The organism is Pseudomonas sp. MDT2-39-1, from assembly GCF_054898085.1.
Map to the genome: position 1 here is coordinate 2,747,211 of NZ_CM142716.1, position 14,509 is coordinate 2,761,719.

Annotated in this window: 10 protein-coding genes and 2 pseudogenes; 2 read left to right on the forward strand and 10 right to left on the reverse strand. The window is 60.6% G+C overall.

Features of this window, described 5'->3' with window-relative positions; all coding sequences use genetic code 11:
• Positions 1-73: 73 nt before the first annotated feature.
• Positions 74-691 carry a PAQR family membrane homeostasis protein TrhA gene (gene trhA, locus ACYZTM_RS13185; RefSeq protein ID WP_461988907.1) on the reverse strand — a complete coding sequence of 206 codons (618 nt, stop codon included), beginning with the start codon at positions 689-691 and terminating at the stop codon, positions 74-76.
• A 129-nt stretch (positions 692-820) separates the two neighbouring features.
• On the opposite strand from trhA, the pseudogene ACYZTM_RS13190 reads away from it, so the two are divergent.
• Positions 821-1,428 (forward strand): annotated as a pseudogene (locus tag ACYZTM_RS13190) (LysR family transcriptional regulator); the annotation flags it as partial.
• Here ACYZTM_RS13190 and ACYZTM_RS13195 read toward each other — a convergent pair.
• From ACYZTM_RS13195 to ACYZTM_RS13205, 3 genes and pseudogenes are all read right to left on the reverse strand, one after another.
• Positions 1,428-2,186, reverse strand: a pseudogene (locus ACYZTM_RS13195) (malonate decarboxylase subunit alpha); the annotation flags it as partial. The pseudogenes ACYZTM_RS13190 and ACYZTM_RS13195 overlap by 1 nt on opposite strands.
• Before the next feature lie 263 nt (positions 2,187-2,449).
• The gene (locus ACYZTM_RS13200) at positions 2,450-2,875 is read right to left on the reverse strand and encodes a hypothetical protein (RefSeq protein ID WP_131060585.1); all 426 of its coding nucleotides are present in this window, start codon (positions 2,873-2,875) and stop codon (positions 2,450-2,452) included.
• Positions 2,838-3,467 carry a transcriptional regulator gene (locus ACYZTM_RS13205; RefSeq protein ID WP_461988908.1) on the reverse strand — a complete coding sequence of 210 codons (630 nt, stop codon included), beginning with the start codon at positions 3,465-3,467 and terminating at the stop codon, positions 2,838-2,840. Before ACYZTM_RS13205 ends, ACYZTM_RS13200 begins: the two co-directional genes overlap by 38 nt.
• 440 nt (positions 3,468-3,907) lie before the next feature.
• On the opposite strand from ACYZTM_RS13205, the gene ACYZTM_RS13210 reads away from it, so the two are divergent.
• Entirely contained in the window at positions 3,908-4,288 is a 381-nt protein-coding gene (locus ACYZTM_RS13210; protein ID WP_131060583.1) for a DUF6124 family protein, read from the forward strand.
• A gap of 121 nt (positions 4,289-4,409) precedes the next feature.
• Here the strand turns inward: ACYZTM_RS13210 and ACYZTM_RS13215 are convergent, their stop codons facing one another.
• From ACYZTM_RS13215 to pilG, 6 genes are all read right to left on the reverse strand, one after another.
• Positions 4,410-4,880 carry a chemotaxis protein CheW gene (locus tag ACYZTM_RS13215; RefSeq protein WP_131060582.1) on the reverse strand — a complete coding sequence of 157 codons (471 nt, stop codon included), beginning with the start codon at positions 4,878-4,880 and terminating at the stop codon, positions 4,410-4,412.
• A complete protein-coding gene (locus ACYZTM_RS13220) occupies positions 4,873-10,773 on the reverse strand; it encodes an Hpt domain-containing protein (protein WP_461988909.1) in 5,901 nt (1,966 codons plus the stop codon). Before ACYZTM_RS13220 ends, ACYZTM_RS13215 begins: the two co-directional genes overlap by 8 nt.
• A 52-nt stretch (positions 10,774-10,825) precedes the next feature.
• Positions 10,826-12,883, reverse strand: coding sequence for a methyl-accepting chemotaxis protein (locus ACYZTM_RS13225; protein WP_461988910.1), 2,058 nt, complete (start codon positions 12,881-12,883; stop codon positions 10,826-10,828).
• A 146-nt stretch (positions 12,884-13,029) separates the two neighbouring features.
• Complete coding sequence (locus ACYZTM_RS13230; RefSeq protein WP_131060579.1) at positions 13,030-13,569, reverse strand: chemotaxis protein CheW; 540 nt, start codon at positions 13,567-13,569, stop codon at positions 13,030-13,032.
• Positions 13,570-13,579: 10 nt separating this feature from the next.
• Positions 13,580-13,945, reverse strand: a complete 366-nt coding sequence (gene pilH, locus ACYZTM_RS13235; protein ID WP_461988911.1) for a twitching motility response regulator PilH — start codon at positions 13,943-13,945, stop codon at positions 13,580-13,582.
• Positions 13,946-14,002: 57 nt separating this feature from the next.
• The gene (pilG, locus tag ACYZTM_RS13240; RefSeq protein ID WP_461989137.1) at positions 14,003-14,407 is read right to left on the reverse strand and encodes a twitching motility response regulator PilG; all 405 of its coding nucleotides are present in this window, start codon (positions 14,405-14,407) and stop codon (positions 14,003-14,005) included.
• Between the last annotated feature and the right edge of the window lie 102 nt (positions 14,408-14,509).

Here is a 14,509-nt window from a genome sequence, read left to right on the forward strand (position 1 = left end):
TAATTCACAAATCTTCAGCAACATACCGATTTAATGTGGGAGCGGGCTTGCTCGCGAATGACCGCGACGCGGTTTAAAGGACATAAAACAAAATTGCGACAAAGTGCAGCAAACTCCCCGCAATCACGAACAAATGCCAGATCCCGTGCGCATGCCGCAACCGATGATCCAGGGCAAAAAAGACAATCCCGACGGTGTACAACACCCCGCCCGACGCCAGCCAGGCGAACCCTGTTCTGCCCAGCGCCGCGAGCAACGGCTTGACCGCCACCAACACAATCCAGCCCATCACCGCATAAATCACGATCGACAGAATCCGCGCTTCCGACCGCGGCTTGATCTCTTGCAGGATGCCGATCAGCGCCAGCCCCCAGACAATCCCGAACAACGTCCAGCCCCAGGGCCCGCGCAACGTCACCAGGCAAAACGGCGTGTAACTGCCGGCGATCAGCAGGTAGATCGAAAAGTGATCGACTTTCTGCATGATCGCTTTCTTGCGCCCGCGCACGCTGTGGTAAACGGTCGATGCGCTGTAAAGCACCATCAAGGTAAATCCGTAAATCGCCACGCTGACGATCTTCCACGGGCTGCCGTCCATGCTGGCAATCACCACCATCCACACCACCCCGACCGTCGCTGCCACCGCCCCGACCAGATGCGTCCAGGCGTTCAATCTTTCCCCGTGATACATGTATTGCTCACCTCAAAATTCGTTACAACATCGCGCAAGGCTCAGCCCTTGAGTTTAAAAGCGCAATGTTTCAGATCACAATTTCCCTCATACGTGCACAATCGAGCCATTCGAGTAAGAGTCCACGCCATGCTGATCGACGAAGAGTTGACCCTGAAAAAACTCGAGGTGTTCCTCGCCTTCATGCGCACCGGCAACCTGGCCCGGGCCGCCGCCGAATCGCAAACCAGCAACGTCAGCGTGCACCGGGCGATTCACTCTCTGGAAAGCGCCCTGCGCTGCCCGTGTTCAAACACGAAGGCCGCAACCTGACACCGTTGGAAAGTGCTTATGTGCTGGAAGAACGGGCGCAGAAGCTGTTTCAGGACGTGGTCGAAACCGTGCGTCTGACCCGTGAAGCGGCCGGATTCTCGGCTGAACGTTTCAAGCTCGGCTCGTTGTATTCGCTGACGGTGAAGACCTTGCGGCAGTTGATCATGGGCCTGAAAATCCGCCGCAGCGAACTCAACATCGACCTGATCCTCGGCTCGAATTTCGACCTGCTGTACAAGCTCAAGAACATGGAAGTCGACGCGATCCTGGTGTCCTTGGACGACAGCGTCAACAACCCGGACTGCAAGCAGATTCCGCTGTTTTCCGATGACATCTTCCTGGCCACGCCGGCGGATTCGAAGTTTGCCCATCGGGCGGAAGTTGACCTGGCCGAAGTGCGCGAAGAAACGTTCATCACCCTGACGTGGTTCAGGGACTGGACGTTGTGTTTCTCGTAGATCCCGCGGATCGCCATCATCGCCATCAACACGCGCACAGGCTTGATGTGGCGTGGGTCGCGGGTGAACAGCGGTTCGATGTAGAACGGCTGGTCGGCCACCACCACGAAGTCGACCCCGGACGCGGGGATGTCGACGCGCAGCAGGTCGCTGACATCGTCCACCAGTTGATTGACCTGGACGATGCCGTCGCTGAACGCGGCCGGTTCGATCAATGCGGGTGTGTCTTCGGTGCTCGGGCCGGTATAGATGTTGTCGGCGCGGTCGGCCATGAAACCGGCCGAGAGCACGACGCTGGGAATCAGGTCGACCACCAGCCGCGCATAGAGCTCGATGTAGGTGTGGATCGCACCGATTTCCAGCAGGCCATCTTCCAGTAACTGGCTGATGCGCAGGCTCTGGGTGCCGGCGAAGGAGAAGTCGAGCTTGCGGGCGATCAGGTCCAGGTGCTCAGAACGGCCGACGCAGGGCATGATCATGTGCAGGTCATGCAGCTTGGCGGGATCGGCCTTGGCCAGGGTGTGGGAGAGGAAATCCGCCTGCTTCTGGTTATTGCCCTCCAGCACCACGCGGTCGCCGGGCAGAATCAACGCTTCCAGCGCGGCGACGATGTTGTCGGTGGGCAACACCACACCGTCGGCCAGGCTGCGCACCAGTTCGAGACGCCGCTGCTTTTCGCTGCGCCGCCGCGTCCATCGCGAGTCGGGGGATATTGTTGTTGTCATGACCACTCCACGGGTTCGCTGTCGTGGGAGTCACCTTAGGAGTGTTGGGTGGGGGCATCAATCAAGCAGAGTGGTGGATTGTTACGGTCAGGGTAATGGTTAGCGTAGAGTTGCGGTGACTGTACCGACCCCTTCGCGAGCAAGCCCGCTCCCACATTGGTTCATTGGTGTACTCAGGTTGGGGTACGAATCAAATCAAATGTGGGAGCGGGCTTGCTCGCGAAGGGGCCAGAGCGATCACCGCTGTTTTCAATGAAGAATAATTACAGACCAGCCATCTGCTGCTGCACACGAACCAGCAACTGCTCAGCGCTTTCCAACAACTGCGCCAACAACGCCGGATCTTCGTCCATATAGCCTTCGTACTCCGCCAGGTTTCGTCGCTCATGGCACAGCGCGAATAACCGAACCTGCACTTTGCCAATATCAGCGGTATGAACCAGGCACTGAAACACCAGGTATCTCTTGTCTGAGCGGTAACCACACAAGCGAAGAGCCGTCAGAGCCAAGGCATGGGCGGCGTTGTAAGCCAAGTCAAAACGGCTTGCGAAGGAAAGCGAAGACGTTTGCGCATCTTTCAATCGATCCACAGCGGAACGCATCAGCCCTTCGCATTCCTTGCGGTCCGGCGGTTCGGCTTTCAATCCACCGCTACGTAACAGGTTCTCCAGATTCTCGTTGCTGCCCATCCTTGGACTCCAAAGGGTTTCCCCCCATCAGGTTGATCTTGTCCTGCTGCGCCACCCGCACCACAAAGCTGTTTTCAGCCACCAGTTTTGCAGCCCAGTCGTCGGGGGTGTAGAGCGTCGGGTTGAGGACGCGGCCCAGTTGTTCCTCCAGAGGCATTAGCAGCTCCATCACTTCACTGTAGTGAAGGCTTTCGCCGATCAGCATGAGATCAATGTCACTGGATGCGTTTGCCGAATCCTTGGCGATCGAACCGTACACAAATGCCCAGGTGATCTGTTCGGCAAAGGGTTGCAGCGCTTGGCGTAGGGGCTCGGCAATACCAAAAGTCTTGCGGACGATGCCTGACAGTTCGGCATAGATCGGGCATTGCGGATTGGCTTGATAGTGGGTCTGGTTGCCCTGACGGCTCAGGGTCAGCACGCCGGCCTGCTGCAATCGATCCAACTCGCGCATGAGGCTGCCTTTACCCACTTGAGCCCAGCGGGCGATCTCGTTAGCGTAAAAACTGCGGTCGGGTTTGCCGAACAACAAGCCCAGCACTTTTTGCTGAGTGGTCGTGAACAAGGCTTCGCTGAGGGAAAGGTTTTTCACAGTGGCAACCGATGAGTCCCAAAAAGGGAACGATAGGTCCCTTTTTGGGAATCTTCAACCTGTCGCGAGCCGAATGGGGATTTGTGTTTAAACATTTGTCCGCAGGAACGGTGAGAGGCTACGCCGTCTGGCGTCGCGGCCTACAGCAATGCCGGAAGCCGCTGACTGGTGCGCTTTGGTGTAGATCTTTATCGTTTATGGGTCGCTGCCAATTCAGCGACCGGGATTGGAACCCCGTGGTGTTAACGAGGCAAAAACGCCTTCCATAACGTATGCTTGCGCACCTTTAATGGGTGCACTCCGTTATGGCGGCTGTGCGCGGGAGACCTTAGAGTCTGTCGGGTTTTGTCCGTTTGCCCGGGTTCCAACCCGCGTACAGCTGCCACCCCTTCGATTGGAACCCGATGGAGCAGCTGAAACTCATTAAATGGAGCTTCACTATGTTCAAACCAACTCCCAATCCGCCGGAATCCGACACCGGTTCCGAAGCAACCCTCGAAGCCGAAAAACTCAAGGAAGCCGCCGACCGCGTCTTTTCCTACTACTTCCCACCCCATGAAAAACCGGGCAAGCGCCGCAAACATCACCTCTTCAGCGTCTCCCCCGATATCGATACCGAAGCCCTGCTGGCCAACGCCTCTGAAGACTTGCTGTCCATCAGCGCCATTGCGGCCGATCTGGCGGACGATGTTGAAGGATCACGCCGCTCGGTAGCCCTGGCGCTCAGTCGAATGGCCGATGGTGTGCAGTTGTTGGTGGAGCGGGCGCTGGATCACCATGAGTCGTTGCAGATGCAGCTGCGGGCTCAGGCCAAGGTTTAGCCGTCAGGTCATGATCGTTCCCACGCTCTGCGTGGGAATGCAGCCCGGGACGCTCTGCGTCCCTTCAACAGCCGAACGCGGAGCGTCCGAAGAGGCATTCCCACGCGGAGCGTGGGAACGATCAGTGGGCTAACCCTGCTGTAACAAGCAACTCCTCCAGCGCCAGCAAGTCAGGCACTTTGGCCACTTGCTCCCCCACCTGCACCGCCGCCTGTTCCAGCGAACACAGCGGCACATCCACATAACTCAACTGACTGTCGAGCTTGTACGACCGTGGAATCCCCTGCACCAGTAGCGCAATGAACTTCAGCTCCGGGCGCCCACCAAGGGCATTGAGAATCACGATCCGCGCCCGCTCGCCGATGACGATTTTACTGCCGCACGCCGACTCGAAACTCAGCAATGGAATCTGCCGATCCCGCCACTTCACCAACCCCAGATACCACGGTGGCGTGTCCAGATCGAACGCCCCCGGTTGATAGTCGATCAACTCCGCCACCGCCACGTTGGGCAGAATCAGATTGCGGTCAGCCAACGGCAACAGCAGGCCGGTCAGATTGTTGGTGCGCTGGTAAAAATGGGGATCAAGCATGGGTTTTGCTCCACAGGGCGATGCTGTCGAGCAGCACCGATTCCTGGTACGGCTTGCCGAGGTAGTCGTTGACGCCGATGGCCATGGCGCGGTCGCGGTGTTTCTGGCCGGTGCGGGAGGTGATCATGATGATCGGCAAGTGCTGCAAACGTTCGTCACTGCGCACTTGGGTCGCCACTTCGAAACCGTCCATGCGCGGCATTTCGATGTCCAGCAGCATCAGGTCGGGCATGTGTTCTTCGAGCAGCAGCATGGCGTCGACCCCGTCCTTGGCGGTCAGCACGTTCATGCCGTGGCGTTCCAGCAGACGGCTGGTGACCTTGCGGACGGTGACCGAATCGTCGACCACCAACACCAGCAGCGGTTTATGCGGCTCGACCTCCGCGTCCTGGGTCTGCGTGCGCTGCGGCACCTGCGCCTGCATGGCGCGGATTGGCGCCAGCAAGTCGAGAATCAGCACCACCCGGCCATCGCCAAGAATCGTCGCCCCGGACAGCCCCTGCACCGACGCAAACTGCGGGCCGAGGCTTTTGACCACGATCTCCCGAGTGCCGGCCATGGAGTCAACCTGCACGGCGATATGCCGCTCGTTGCATTGCACCAGCAATACCGGCAGCGGCAGGCTCTGGCCCAACAGTTTCGGACGGGTGCTGGTTTTCAGCAACTCACCGAGGTAGCACAGTTCGTAACGTTGTCCGGCGTATTCGTAGGTCGGCGGATCGAGCCGGTAATGCCCTTCAAGTTCGTTGGGCAACACGCGAACGATGCCATCGATGGTGTTCAGCGGGATCGCGTATTGATCCTCCAGGCATTGCACCATCAGCGCGCGGTTGACCGACACGGTAAACGGCAGGCGAATGCGGAAGTGCACGCCCTGCCCCGGTGTCGAGTCGATGACCATGGTGCCGCCGAGCTGCCGGACTTCTTCGTGAACCACGTCCATGCCCACGCCACGCCCGGAGATCTGGGTGATTTTCTCGGCGGTGGAGAACCCCGGTTGCAGGATGAATTGCAGCACTTCGCGGTCGCTGATATCGGCGTCCGGGGCCAGCAAGCCGCGCTTGATCGCCTTGCGCCGTACAGCGTCCAGCGGCACGCCCGCGCCGTCGTCGCGGATGTCGAAAATGATGTCGCCGCCCTCGCGGGACAGGTCGAGCGTGATCCGACCCTGAGCCGGTTTGCCCGCCGCGATGCGCACATCGGCCGACTCCAGACCGTGGTCCACGGCGTTGCGCAGCATGTGCTCCAGCGGTGCCGCCATGCGCTCGAGCACGTTGCGATCCATCTCGCCTTCGGCATTGCCGACAATGAACTCGACGTCTTTGCCCAGCTCACTGGAAACCTGGCGGACGATCCGCTTCAAGCGCGGCAGCATCCGTTCGAACGGCACCATGCGCGTACGCATCAGGCCTTCCTGCAATTCGGTGTTGATGCGGCCCTGCTGTTGCAGCAGGTTTTCCGCGTCCTGATTGCGGCGGTCGAGGGTTTCCTTGAGGTCGAGCAGGTCGGAGGCCGATTCGAACAGCGCCCGCGACAATTGCTGCAACTGCGAGTGACGGTCCATTTCCAGCGGATCGAATTCTTCGTAGCCCAGACGTTCGGCTTCGACTTGCTGGCGGCTGAGAATCCGTCCCTGGGTTTCGGTATCGAGCCGGCGCAACTGATCGCGCATCCGCTCGATGGTGGTTTCCATCTCGCTCAGGGCCACCCGCGCATCGTTGACCTGTTGCTCGATACGGCCACGGAAGATCGACGTTTCACCGGCCAGATTGACCAGATCATCGAGCAGCTCTGCCGAGACCTTGACCATGTCGGCGCCCGCTTCGGCTTGCGGTACGGGCGTGTCCGGTTTCGGCGCGGCGGGCAGCACCACTGGCGTATCGAGAACGGCGGGATGACTGAAGTTCTTGATCGCGTCGATCAACCGATCGGCCGGCGGCAAGGGCTGACCGGCGCGGGTGGCATCGAGCATTTGTGCCAGTCGGTCGTGACTGCTTTGCAGCAGCGCGAACAGCGCGGGAGTCGGTTGCAGCACGCCTGCGGAGAGGCCTTCGTAGAGAAATTCCAGCTCATGGGCGAGGTCGCCGATGGGGGCAATTTCCACCATCCGCGCGCCACCCTTGAGCGTGTGCAAGTCGCGCAACAGGGTTTCCACTTCCTGGCGGTTCGACGGCTCGGCTTGCCAGCGCACGAGGGCCGCGCCGGAGTTTTCGATGATGTCGAAGCCTTCCTCAAGGAAGATGTCCAGCAATTCGGGATCATGCCCCGGCGAGTCATTGGCCGGCGCGGGTTCCGCCACTTCGGCGGTGTTGGCGTTGCCCTGACGGAACTCGCGAATCGCCTCGATCAGCTCGTTCGGGGCACCCAAGACGTGCTGGTTTTGAAGCTGTTCAAGCAGCACCGCGAGGCGGTCATGGCTCTGTTGCAGCAGCTGCGCCAAGGTTTCGCTGTGGCTGTAACGGCGGTCCACCAGGCCTTCGTAAAGACTTTCCAATTCATGGGCCAGGTCGCCGACCGGCTCGACCTCGGCCATCCGCGCACCACCCTTGAGGGTGTGCAAATCGCGCTGCAAGGACGACAGCGGCGCGGCGTTTTCCGGGTCGCTCAGCCAGCGCTGCAGGGCCTGGCCGGCGCTCTCAAGGATATCCACGGCTTCTTCGAGGAAGATCGAAACGATCTCATCGTCCAGCTCGACCTGGGTCGCGGTCTGTTCCAGTTCCGCGGTGGCGCTGCCCAGTTCCCGGATGCTCAGGGTACGGCTGCCGTCGCTGCGGATCAGGCCCATGGACGACGGATCCAGGCTTTCATCCAGCAAGCCGCGCAAGGCCCGGATGCGTTCCGGTTGCGGGCTGACTTCCTGGCCGGCGGCGAGTTCGTCGAGCATGTTGATCAGCGCTTCGTGGGCACTTTGCGCCTCGTGAAAAAACCGGTCGCTGACCGCCAGGCTGCTTTCTTCGACCGCGCCGTACAGGTCGAGCAACGCTTCGCAGAGTTCATCCACCGGGTGCAGATCGGCGAGGTGTGCGCCTTCGCCCAACGTGGTCAATTCGTCCAGCAACGCGCTGAGTTCCTGACGCTCGCCGGGGTGCTGCTGCCAGCGCTGCAACAGGCTTTCGGCGTCCAGCAGGATGTCCATGCCCTGGGCCAGGAAATTGTTGATCAGCTGCGGATCGCGCTTGGTCCGCAGCGCGGTGTTCGGCGCTTTCAAGAGCGCGTCCAGACGCTCGGCGAGCAGCGCCTTGGTGCGCTCGATCAGCGAATGAGCGCCCGGAATCTCGGCCAGCGGGTCACCCTTGAGCTGCCGCAACCCGAGGCGGAACAGACCTTCGGCTTCCAGCAGCAGTTCGACTTCGTCGAGGTCGAGGGCGATCAGGTGCGCCTTGTACTCACGGGCGAGTTGATCCAGCGGCGTCGCCAGTTCGGCGATTGGCAAGACGCCGGCCATTGAGGCGCTGCCTTTCAAGGTGTGCAACGCCCGTTGCAACTCGTCGCTGGCCTGCAGCGGCACATGCTCGGCGGCTTGATCGAGGAAGCGGTTGAGGCTGGCGAGATGGGTCTCGGCTTCCTTGCGGAAGATCTCCAGCAACAGCGGATCGAGTGCCGCGACGTCCTGAGTATCTTCATCGCTGGCAGGCGCATCGCCCTTGGCGAGGGCATGGGCGCGAGCCGCTAACTGGTCGACGTCGTTGCGCTGGCGTTGGGCATTGGCGGCGAATTCGGCCACCAGCTCCGGCAGCAGGTTCAGTGCATCGCCGAGCAATTGTTGCACCGCCGCCCCAGGCGCAACACTGTGTTCCAGCACCCGGTTGAGCAGGTTTTCCACCGCCCACGCCAGCTCGCCCAGCACCAGCGCACGGACCATCCGGCCACTGCCTTTCAAGGTGTGGAACGCCCGGCGCAGTTCACTCAAGGCGGGTACATCGCCGGGAGTGGCCGCCCAGCGCGGCAAATATTCCCGGAGGATATCCAGGACCTCATCAGTTTCTTCGAGGAAGACTTCCCGCAGTTCATCGTCCACCGGTTCTTCGCCGGCGGGCGGTGGCAGCAGGCTGCCCGGGGTGGTCAGGGCTGGCGGATTGACCGAAGACACTGGGCTGGCCAAAACATCGGCCAGCGACTGGACGGTATCCGGATCATCGAGTTCCTGAAGGCCCTGCATCACCTGGGCTTCACTCGGGCTGAGCACATCCTCAAGCATCGGCACATGCTGTTCGCTGGGGAAAAACCCGAGTGAGGCCAGGCTTTTTTCCGCCACGTCGAGCAATTGTTCGCCCGGTGCCTCGGGGTCGTCGCTGAGACGTTCCAGGTAGTACTCGATGCTGGTGATGACGTCAGCCAGGCTGTCCAGTTCCTGCCAGCCGGGCTGGTCCGGGTCCAGCAGCAGATGCTCGCGAATGAAGTGGTTGCAGGTTTCGATCAGGCTCGCCGCACGGTTTAACGGAATCATCGACAGCGCGCCGCGCACTTGGGTCAGCAACGCCGGCAATGCCTGCAAATGCTGGCGGTCCCAGTCGGCGTCGATGTAGTCGACGATCATGTCCTTGGCCTGTTGCAGGCAGATGCGCGCTTCCTTGATCACGATCTGATGGATCTGCGTCAGGTCGGTGGTCGGCAGGTGACTTTCTTCCTGGCTCTCCGGCTCAACGGTGCCGACCATGCCGGCCAGCGTCGCTTCGACGTAGAGCAAGGCCCCGGCGACGTCCATGAGAATGGCGTCGTTGGGTTCGCGCTGGCCCTGAGCAAGGCTCAGCACCACAGCCAGTTGATCGATGATGACTTTGCGCGGCTGGCCGAAACCCAGCACCGCCAGGGTGTCGGCGATTTGCCGCAGCGGCGCCAACAGGGTTTCGAGGTCTGAGGTGTGCTGGCGGTCACTGCGCACGAACAGATCGAGGCGCTCCTTGACCCGCACCAGCTCCTCACAGAGCGCGGCCAGCACCGAGCGCATGGCGTCACGGTCAGGACCGGCCAGGCGGACGCGTTCTTCGTCGACCATTGCGCTGTCAGGCAGCGCGTCGTCCAGTGAGTAACGATCTTTCATGGTCAGCATCTGCCCGGTGGGGTGTTCGGCCTTGGCAATGTAGAACAGCAAACTCTTGAGCAACTCCGGCGGTGCCGGCTGATTGATGCCGCGTATGCCCTGTTCGAGCAGGCGTTTGAGTTCTTTGTCGGCATCCTTGAACAGGCTGCGCAGCGCGGGGCTGTTGGCAATCGAGCCACCGCGCATGCCTTCGACCAGCGCCGAGGCAACTTGCCACAACGGGCTCAAGGGCGCGTTGCCGCACAGCCCTTCAAGGTGTGAAAAAACCTTGGTCAGATAACCGAGGTTAGTGTCGTCATCCTGCTCGCGCAGCAATCCGACCAAGGCCATTTGCAGCATCTGCCGCAACTTGCGCAGCACAGTGGGTAAATCTGCCGGTTCAAGCAATGCCAGCAACTCTTCGTCCAGCGCCGGCAGGTCGAGCAATTGCGGGCTGAACAGACTGGTTTCCGACAACAGGCTTTCGCCCCGGGCACTGCGCAAGTCGTTGATCAACGGCAGCACCACCAAGGGCAGGTCACGGCGCGCACCTTGCACCCGGTCGAGGTAGATCGGCAGTTGCCCGATGGCTTGCAGTAACAGGTGAAGCGCCTCGTCGCGATGGCTGACGCGGTTCTGCTGCAAGGCGGTGGCCAGTTGTTCCATTTCTTCGGCGAGCAGGGCCGCGCCGTAGAATTCGACCATCTGCAAGCTGCCGTGAACCTGATGGATGCACGCCAGGCAATCGCTCAGGGCGTGCGTCGCCTGAGGGTCATCAAGCAGGGTTTCGATTGCTTGATGAGCCACTTTCAGCGTTTCGGCAATCACGCCTTTGACCCACTCAAGGGCCACATAGTCGTGCCGATCACCCATAACCACTCCAAATCACTGCTCTACTCAAAAAAACGCAAACGCCTGCGGGCCTTCACACTTTATCCACAGCTTGCGCCTTGGCCGCCGGCAAGGTGAAACCGGACACCGATCGCCGTAGCTGACTGGCCATTTTCGCCAGGTTGCCGATGCTCTCGGCGGTGGCGGTGGAGCCCGATGACGTCTGCGTGGTGATCTGCTGGATCACATTCATCGTCAGGGAAATTTGACCGGCCGAAGACGTCTGCTGCTGCGCTGCGTTGGAAATGCTCTGGATCAGCGCTGCAAGGGTCTTCGATACCCCTTCGATTTCTTCCAGGGCCACTCCGGCATCCTGCGCCAGACGCGCGCCGCGCACCACTTCGGTGGTGGTTTGCTCCATGGAAATCACGGCTTCGTTGGTGTCGGTCTGAATCGCCCGCACCAGGGTTTCGATCTGCCGGGTGGCGGCGGACGAACGCTCGGCCAGCCGCTGCACTTCGTCAGCCACCACCGCAAAACCGCGCCCGGCGTCGCCGGCCATCGAGGCCTGAATCGCCGCGTTGAGCGCGAGGATGTTGGTCTGGTCGGCAATGTCATCGATCAGGCTGACAATGTCGCCGATTTCCTGCGAGGACTCACCCAGACGCTTGATCCGCTTGGCGGTGTCCTGAATCTGCTCGCGAATGTTGTCCATGCCGTGGATGGTGTTGTGCACCACCTCGTTGCCCTTGTTGGCGATCTCCACCGAACGCTCGGCCACCGCCGAGGACTCGGCAGCGTTCGCCGAGACCTGGTCGATGGACTGGGCCATGTCGTTGATCGCCGTGGAGGCTTCGCTGATCTGTTGCGCCTGATGCTCCGAAGCCTGGGCCAGGTGCATGGCGGTGGCCTGGGTTTCCTGCACGGCGGCGGCGACCTGGCCGGCGGTGAGGTTGATGGTTGCCACCAGGTCGCGCAGTTGATCGACGGAATAGTTGATCGAATCGGCGATGGTCCCGGTGAAGTCTTCGGTCACCGAGGCGGTCACGGTCAGGTCGCCGTCGGCCAGGTCTTCGATCTCGTCGAGCAGGCGCATGATCGCGTTCTGGTTACGCTCGTTCTTCTCGGCGGTTTCGCGCAGCTGGCGATTGGTTTCGCGAACCATCACCAGGCCGATGAGGATGATCGACATCAGCGCCAGCAGGCCCAGCACATAGCCGCCGATGGTGTCGGTGTCGCGTCCGCCGGCCAGGTTTTCGAACCCGGTGGCCAGGTGCGAGGCTTCGTCGAGCAAGGTTTGCGACAAGGTGAAAATGTTGCTCGCCGATTCGCGAACCTTGAACAGCTCCGGCGAGGTTTCGAGGATCTCATCAACAGAGCCGGAGACGAATTCGAACAGTTCGGAAATCTCGCTCAACCGGGCGCGAGCATCGCGGTCTTCGACCTGGCTGACCCGCAGCGACGCATTGCCCTGGAGCATGCCGTTGAGCACCTGACCGAATCGCGCGGCGTCACGACCGAAAGCGTCGGCGGCCTGCTGCGAGTTTTCATCGCCGGACAGCACAGTATTCACCGCGCCCAGAATGCGTTCGGCCAACAGCGACTGACGCTGGGCCATGGCGACCTGACCGGCCGGAGCACCGCGCTGCAAGAGGATTTCGACGACTTTTTCGTATTCGACCTGCAACTGCGGCACGGTTTCAGCCAGCGTCGCGGCGACCTGATGCAGCGACAGTACGGTCTGTTCGCTGGAGAGGATCGCGTCGGTGTTTTTCAGCAAGCGTTCCCAGTCGAGCTGCACGGCGCGCATTTCCGGGCGCACGGTGGCCGGTGCCGGCGGCAGGCCGGTGGCCGGATCGCCTTTCTTCAGATAACCCCAACGCTGGGCGAAGTCGTTGCGTGCATCGCTCAGCAGCTTGAACGCGGCAGCCTTGCCGGCAGCGGCTTCGGTGGCGTTTTTGGCGATGCGTTGGGACAGCACGCGCAACTCGCCGGCGTGGCCGATGTACTGTTTGTCGTACGTGGCTTGAGTGTTGAGGTAAGCGAAGTTGGCGAACAGCAGCATGATGAAGATGATCAGCGCGATGAACAGCACGATGATCTGCGAGCGGCTGCGCGATCCTTCTGGCTTGCCTGTCTTTGTTTTTATCATCGGTCCTCGCCTGTACTGCCCAATTCAACGACGCTCTTGTAGGAGCGAGGCTTGCCCGCGAAGAACGAAAACGCGGTTTTTCTGTAACTCCGCGTCGCCTGCTTCGCGGGCAAGCCTCGCTCCTACAAAGTTGCATGTCGCCTTGATTACAACGCTACATGCATAAAGCTTTGCGACTGCGCCAACGTAAACGGACTGAACACCTGCCAGCTCTGCTCACGCTGAAACCGGCCTTTGACGAACGCTGAAATCGGCCCGTGCAGATCGGCCATCAATACCGGCTCCAGACTGTCCTGGGCAAAGTGCTGCAAGCCGAAGACTTCGTCGACCATCAACCCGGCAAACACTTCGCCGTGTTCCACCACCAACACCCGCCGCTGTTTACGCAGGGTCGACTGTTCATGACCGAAGAAGCCGCACAAATCCATGATCGGCAGCAATCGCCCGCGCAGGTTGGCCACACCCTTGACCCAGGGTTTGACACCCGGCAATTGGGTGAAACGCGGCTCGTGCAGGACTTCGCTGACTTCACCCATGGGCGCGACATACCAGTGCTCGCCCAGGCGAAAACCGATGCCGCTCCAGCGGTCCTGTCGGGTCGGCTGGGACGGCAAATCCGCCGCCAGCAGACGACAGCGCTGGTCGATCTGCAGCAGCAGTTCGAAAGCCGTCAGCGACTCGGTCATGGCCGGACGATCAACCGGCCAGCACGTTGTTCAGGGTTTCGATCAGGGTCTCTTCGTCGACCGGTTTGGTCAGGTAATCCTTCGCGCCCTGGCGCGTGCCCCAGACTTTGTCGGTTTCCTGATCCTTGGTGGTGATGATGATCACCGGGATGTGCCCGGTGTCCGGGTCTTTGGTCAACTGGCGGGTCGCCTGGAAACCGTTGAGGCCGGGCATGACGATGTCCATCAGCACCGCGTCAGGTTTTTCCTGGCGGGCCAAGGCCACGCCGTCGGCGCCGTTTTCGGCTTTCAACACTTCATGACCGTGCTTTTCCAGCATGCCGGTCAGTTTGTACATTTCAGTCGGCGAATCATCGACGATCAGAATACGTGCCATGGTCTTCCCCATTCTTGTCGACGCCGGGCCCGCTGGCCGAGCGTCACTGTGCGTGTCCTAGTGCGGCAAAACGGCGGCGAAGCCCGGTACATGGGCCTGGATCGCGTTCAGCAGTTCTTCCTTGCTGAAAGGCTTGGTCAAAAACTGGTCGGAGCCGACGATGCGCCCCTTGGCCTTGTCGAACAGCCCGTCCTTGGACGACAGCATAATCACTGGCGTGGACTTGAACGCACTGTGGTTCTTGATCAACGCGCAGGTCTGATAGCCATCCAGGCGCGGCATCATGATGTCGACGAAGATGATGCCGGGATGATTGTCGGCAATCTTCGCCAGGGCATCGAAACCGTCGATGGCCGTGATGACCTCACACCCCACGTTCTTCAACAGCGTTTCGGCGGTGCGACGAATCGTCTTCGAATCGTCGATCACCATGACCTTCAAGGCGCTGGAATGCTGGTCCATAAATGCTCTGCCGTCGCCTTTGCGAATCAAATTGTCCATTTCCGATAACCGGAGGCTCGAAGCCCTTGATGTTTAAGGGCCAGAACGATATGGCAGCCTTTT

Coding starts and splice junctions, on each gene's coding strand:
- trhA (WP_461988907.1), bottom strand. CDS start 691: ATGTATCACGGGGAAAGATTGAACGCCTGGACGCATCTGGTCGGGGCG.
- ACYZTM_RS13200 (WP_131060585.1), bottom strand. CDS start 2,875: ATGGGCAGCAACGAGAATCTGGAGAACCTGTTACGTAGCGGTGGATTG.
- ACYZTM_RS13210 (WP_131060583.1), top strand. CDS start 3,908: ATGTTCAAACCAACTCCCAATCCGCCGGAATCCGACACCGGTTCCGAA.
- ACYZTM_RS13215 (WP_131060582.1), bottom strand. CDS start 4,880: ATGCTTGATCCCCATTTTTACCAGCGCACCAACAATCTGACCGGCCTG.
- ACYZTM_RS13220 (WP_461988909.1), bottom strand. CDS start 10,773: ATGGGTGATCGGCACGACTATGTGGCCCTTGAGTGGGTCAAAGGCGTG.
- ACYZTM_RS13225 (WP_461988910.1), bottom strand. CDS start 12,883: ATGATAAAAACAAAGACAGGCAAGCCAGAAGGATCGCGCAGCCGCTCG.
- ACYZTM_RS13230 (WP_131060579.1), bottom strand. CDS start 13,569: ATGACCGAGTCGCTGACGGCTTTCGAACTGCTGCTGCAGATCGACCAG.
- pilH (WP_461988911.1), bottom strand. CDS start 13,945: ATGGCACGTATTCTGATCGTCGATGATTCGCCGACTGAAATGTACAAA.
- pilG (WP_461989137.1), bottom strand. CDS start 14,407: ATGGACCAGCATTCCAGCGCCTTGAAGGTCATGGTGATCGACGATTCG.